The sequence below is a fragment of the Streptomyces sp. N35 genome (genome assembly GCF_016464295.1).
In the GTDB taxonomy this organism is placed as follows: domain Bacteria; phylum Actinomycetota; class Actinomycetes; order Streptomycetales; family Streptomycetaceae; genus Streptomyces.
Genome location: NZ_JAEIMH010000117.1, coordinates 1 through 4,911 on the forward strand (window position 1 = coordinate 1; position 4,911 = coordinate 4,911).

Below are 4,911 nucleotides of genomic sequence, written 5' to 3' on the forward strand. Positions count from 1 at the left end.
CGGCCGCCGAGCACCGCGACGAGGTCGGCCGCGCTCGCCGGGGACGAGTGAAGGCCGCCGACGAGGTTCAGCCGCCGAGTACCGCCGACGGTGCCTCGCCGCGGCCGGCCTGCTCGGCCCGCTCGGTGACGACGGTGGCGACGTCCACGACGGCATCGAGATCGAGTGCGTTCCCGGGGCGCAGCGCCTCGCCGGTGATCTGCAGGACCGTCGCGCCCACCCGCACCTGGATCTGCGCGGCCGGACCACCCGTACGTCCGTACTCGGTCTGCAGGGCGTAGTGCTCGTCACCGAGCGTCCCGGCCTCGAGCCCCTTGGACTGGCCGACCGACTCCTCGACGCGCTCCCACAGCCGGTCGTACGCGGGCTCCGCACCGGCCGCGTCCTCGGCCGCGAAGACGCTGACGAGGACCGAGAACTCCTTGCCCGGATCGGTGTACGTGCTCTGGGCGAAGGAGCGCAGACCGTCGCACGCGCTCTTGTGGCCGCCGCACAGCGTCGTCCTGGACACCTCGGGCAGGGGCTCGGCCGGCAGCCGGGCCGCGACCTTCCAGCCGGACATCGCCTTGGCGTCCGGCAGCACGGCGTCCAGCTGCTTCTTGCCCAGCGGCTTGTCCGCCGGCTCGTCCCCGCCGCCACCGCCGCATCCCGCGAGCAGCACCGCTGCCGCACCGAGTACCGCGATCCGCCCGTACCTCTTGCCGTTCATGCCCCGCCCCTGGTCGAAGACGTCCGATCATACGGACGGCCCGTCCCCCGACCGGGACGGGCCGTCACGCACTGCGGACGATCGCGATGATCAAAGAGCGACGATCAGAAAGCGGCCTCGTCCAGGTCCATCAGGTCCAGGTCCACGCCCTCGGCGAGCTTGCGCGCACCCGTCACGCCCGGCAGGACGTTGGCGGCGAAGAACTTCGCGGCCGCGATCTTGCCGGTGTAGAAGGCCTTGTCCTTGGCGGAGGCGTTCGGCAGCTTCTCGGCGGCCACCGCGGCGCCCTTGAGCAGCAGGTAGCCGACGACCACGTCACCGGAGGCGAGCAGCAGGCGGGTCGTGTTGAGACCCACCTTGTAGATCGAGCGGACGTCCTGCTCGGTGGCCGCGAGGTCCGTGAGCATCAGGCCGACGATGGCCTCCAGCTCGACGGCCGCCTTGGCCAGCTGCTCGCGCGCGACGGACAGCTCCTCGCCGCCCGTACCGACCGCGAGGAACTTCTTGATGTCCTCGGCCAGCGCGTTGAGCGCCGCACCCTGGTTGCGGACGATCTTCCGGAAGAAGTAGTCCTGACCCTGGATCGCGGTCGTGCCCTCGTACAGGGTGTCGATCTTCGCGTCCCGGATGTACTGCTCGATCGGGTACTCCTGCAGATAGCCGGAGCCGCCGAAGGTCTGCAGGGACTGCGCGAGCTGCTCGTACGCCTTCTCCGAGCCGTAGCCCTTCACGATCGGCAGGAGCAGGTCGTTGAGGGCCTCGAGCTGCGCGGTGTCCTCGCCGGCCGCCTCCTTGACCATGATCTCGTCCTGCACGGCCGCGGTGTGAAGGACGAGCGCGCGCATGCCCTCCGCGTACGCCTTCTGCGTCATCAGCGAGCGGCGCACGTCGGGGTGGTGCGTGATGGTGACCTTCGGCGCGGTCTTGTCCATGAACTTCGCGAGGTCCGGACCCTGCACGCGCTCCTTGGCGTACTCCAGGGCGTTCAGGTAACCGGTGGAGAGCGTCGAGATCGCCTTCGTGCCGACCATCATGCGGGCGAACTCGATGATGCGGAACATCTGGCGGATGCCGTCGTGCTTGTCACCGATCAGCCAGCCCACGGCCGGGTTGCCGGCCTGGTCGCCGAAGGTCATCTCGCAGGTGTTGGAGGCCTTGAGGCCCATCTTGTGCTCGACGTTCGTCGCGTACACACCGTTGCGCTCGCCCAGTTCGCCGGTCTCGAAGTCGAAGTGGAACTTCGGCACCAGGAAGAGGGAGAGACCCTTGGTGCCCGGGCCGTGGCCCTCGGGGCGGGCCAGGACGTAGTGGAGGATGTTCTCCTCCATGTCGTGCTCACCGGACGTGATGAAGCGCTTCACGCCGGTGATGTGCCAGGAGCCGTCCGCCTGCTGCACGGCCTTGGTGCGGCCCGCGCCCACGTCGGAGCCGGCGTCCGGCTCGGTGAGGACCATCGTCGAGCCCCAGAGCTTGTCGACGGCGATCTGCGCCCACTTCTTCTGCTCCTCGGTGCCCTCCTCGAACAGGATCCGGGCGAAGGCCGGGCCCGAGGAGTACATCCAGATCGCCGGGTTGGCGCCGAGCACGAGCTCCGCGTACGACCAGATCAGGGACGGCGGCGCGGTGGTGCCGCCGATCTCCTCGGGCAGGCCGAGCCGCCAGTACTCGGAGTCCATGAAGGCCTTGTAGGACTTCTTGAAGGAGGCCGGGACCGGGGCCGTGTTGGTCTCCGGGTCGAAGACCGGCGGGTTGCGGTCGGCGTCGATGAAGGACTCGGCCAGCTCGTTCTCCGCGAGGCGGGTGAGCTCGGCGAGTACGTCCTTGGCGGTCTCGGTGTCCATCTCCGCGAACGGGCCGGTGCCGTACAGCTTGTCGCGCCCGAGCACCTCGAAGAGGTTGAACTCGATGTCGCGGAGATTCGACTTGTAGTGCCCCATGGCGACGGCTCCGTATAAGTCCGGGAGGAGGTGGATCCGTCAGGTGGCCCGACAGGATCCTCGTATGCGTACCAGCTAGTAGCCAGAATCATGCTACCCGTCGGTAATAAGAAGCAACCCCAAACCGGCCATCTGTGACCGCCGCCATTTGTGACCCAGTACGCTCGACCCCATGTACGGCTACGACCAGAGCCCCGGTGGGCAGCAGCAGTACGCACCGCCGATGCCCCCGCCGCAGCAGCCGATGGGCGGCGGCATGCCCGGTGCTGCGTACGGCCAGCAGCCCCCGCTCTACCCCGAGCCGTCCCCGCCCTCGCTCGCCGACGCGGTGCGCGCCTTCACCACCGGCTCGATGGCGGCCGAGGACTTCCAGCAGATTTTCGCGACCTCCAAGGTCTACTGCCCGCGCGGCGACAACCCCGGCTTCCTGGCGCTGCACAACACGCAGCAGCCGGTCATCCCGATGTTCACCTCGCTCAAGGAGCTGCGGCGGTACGCGGGCAAGGAGTCCAAGTACTTCGTGATCACCGGCGCCGAGGTCATCGACCTGCTGCCGACGGGGTACGGCTTCGTGCTCGACATGGAGGGCGAGCACCGCATGGTCTTCGACGCGAAGGCCGTGGAGCAGATGGTCGACTTCGCGATGCGGCGGATGTACGGCTAGCAGGCATGCGTACGCGTGGACGCCCGGGAGGAATACCTCCCGGGCGTTCCTCGTTCCAGGTGGCAGAAAGTTCGAGATTCAACTACTCTCGGATCAGAAGGAGGTACCGACCATGCCTGCAGTAACCGTCGAGAACCCGTTGACCCTGCCCAAGGTGGCCGCTCCCGCCGACGCGGTGGCGCGCAAGGTCCTGGCCGTGGTGGATGCACCGTCCGGCTTCGAGGGCGAGGGCTTCCCGGTGCGCCGCGCGTTCGCGGGCATCAACTACAAGTACCTCGACCCGTTCATCATGATGGACCAGATGGGCGAGGTGGAGTACGCGCCGGGCGAGCCCAAGGGCACCCCGTGGCACCCCCACCGCGGCTTCGAGACCGTCACGTACCTGATCGACGGGACCTTCATCCACCAGGACTCCAACGGGGGCGGCGGCACCATCCAGAACGGGGACACCCAGTGGATGACCGCCGGTTCGGGCCTCCTGCACATCGAGGCTCCGCCGGAGGACCTCGTGATGTCCGGCGGTCTCTTCCACGGCCTGCAGCTGTGGGTGAACCTGCCCGCCAAGGACAAGATGATGGACCCCCGCTACCAGGACATCCGCGGCGGCCAGGTCCAGCTGCTCAGCTCCCCCGACGGCGGCGCGCTGCTCCGTGTCATCGCCGGTGAGCTGGACGGACACGAGGGCCCTGGCATCACGCACACCCCGATCACGATGATCCACGCGACCGTACGGCCGGGTGCCTCGGTGACGCTGCCCTGGCGCAGCGACTTCAACGGGCTCGCGTACGTCCTGGCCGGTCGCGGCACCGTCGGTGAGGAGCGCAGGCCGATCCACCTGGGTCAGACCGCGGTCTTCGGCGACGGGGGTGCGCTGACCGTCCGCGCGGACGACAAGCAGGACGGGAACACCCCGGACCTCGAGGTCGTGCTGCTCGGCGGCCGGCCGATCCGTGAGCCGATGGCGCACTACGGGCCGTTCGTGATGAACACCCAGGCGGAGCTGCAGCAGGCCTTCGAGGACTTCCAGAAGGGCCGGCTCGGCACCGTTCCCGCCGTGCACGGGATGTAGCGACCGGCGTGCGCGCCCCGCAGGACCGGCGTGCACGAAATACAGGACCGGCGCAATGCCGGCGTGCGACACAGGACCGGACGCACACGCGCCGCGGCCGTGCCGGGTCAGCCTTCCGAGGCGGCCCGCCCGGCCGCGGCGCGCCGGTATTCGGCGTTGAGGCGCTGCGCCTCTTCGAGCTGGTCCTCGAGGATGACGATGCGGCATGCGGCCTCGACCGGGGTCCCCTGGTCGACGAGTTCGCGGGCGCGTGCGGCGATCCGCAGCTGGTAGCGCGAGTAGCGGCGGTGGCCGCCCTCCGAGCGCAGGGGCGTGATCAGGCGCGCCTCTCCGATGGCCCGGAGGAAACCGGGCGTGGTGCCGAGCATCTCGGCGGCCCGCCCCATGGTGTAGGCGGGGTAGTCGTCGTCGTCCAGACGACCGCTGAGCGGGGAATCTGCTGTCATGTCACCTCGTTGAACCAACGCGTCGAGGGGCCCCGGGGGGCGGCGGGCCCCCGGGGCCCCCCGAGAAAGGAGAAACACTCCCCGCC

5 protein-coding genes are annotated in these 4,911 nt (G+C 69.1%); 2 read left to right on the forward strand and 3 right to left on the reverse strand.

Going from position 1 to position 4,911, the window contains the following annotated elements; genetic code table 11:
- Positions 1-67: 67 nt before the first annotated feature.
- Positions 68-709 carry a hypothetical protein gene (locus JAO81_RS38105; protein WP_199552586.1) on the reverse strand — a complete coding sequence of 214 codons (642 nt, stop codon included), beginning with the start codon at positions 707-709 and terminating at the stop codon, positions 68-70.
- A gap of 104 nt (positions 710-813) precedes the next feature.
- Entirely contained in the window at positions 814-2,646 is a 1,833-nt protein-coding gene (locus JAO81_RS38110; RefSeq protein ID WP_199552587.1) for an acyl-CoA dehydrogenase, read from the reverse strand.
- 172 nt (positions 2,647-2,818) lie between these two features.
- On the opposite strand from JAO81_RS38110, the gene JAO81_RS38115 reads away from it, so the two are divergent.
- Positions 2,819-3,310 (forward strand): SseB family protein, encoded by a 492-nt coding sequence (locus tag JAO81_RS38115; protein ID WP_199552588.1) that lies wholly within the window; start codon positions 2,819-2,821, stop codon positions 3,308-3,310.
- A 112-nt stretch (positions 3,311-3,422) separates the two neighbouring features.
- Entirely contained in the window at positions 3,423-4,379 is a 957-nt protein-coding gene (locus tag JAO81_RS38120; protein WP_199552589.1) for a pirin family protein, read from the forward strand.
- 107 nt (positions 4,380-4,486) lie between these two features.
- Here JAO81_RS38120 and JAO81_RS38125 read toward each other — a convergent pair whose 3' ends face one another.
- Positions 4,487-4,825, reverse strand: a complete 339-nt coding sequence (locus tag JAO81_RS38125; RefSeq protein WP_199552590.1) for a MerR family transcriptional regulator — start codon at positions 4,823-4,825, stop codon at positions 4,487-4,489.
- Positions 4,826-4,911 lie beyond the last annotated feature (86 nt).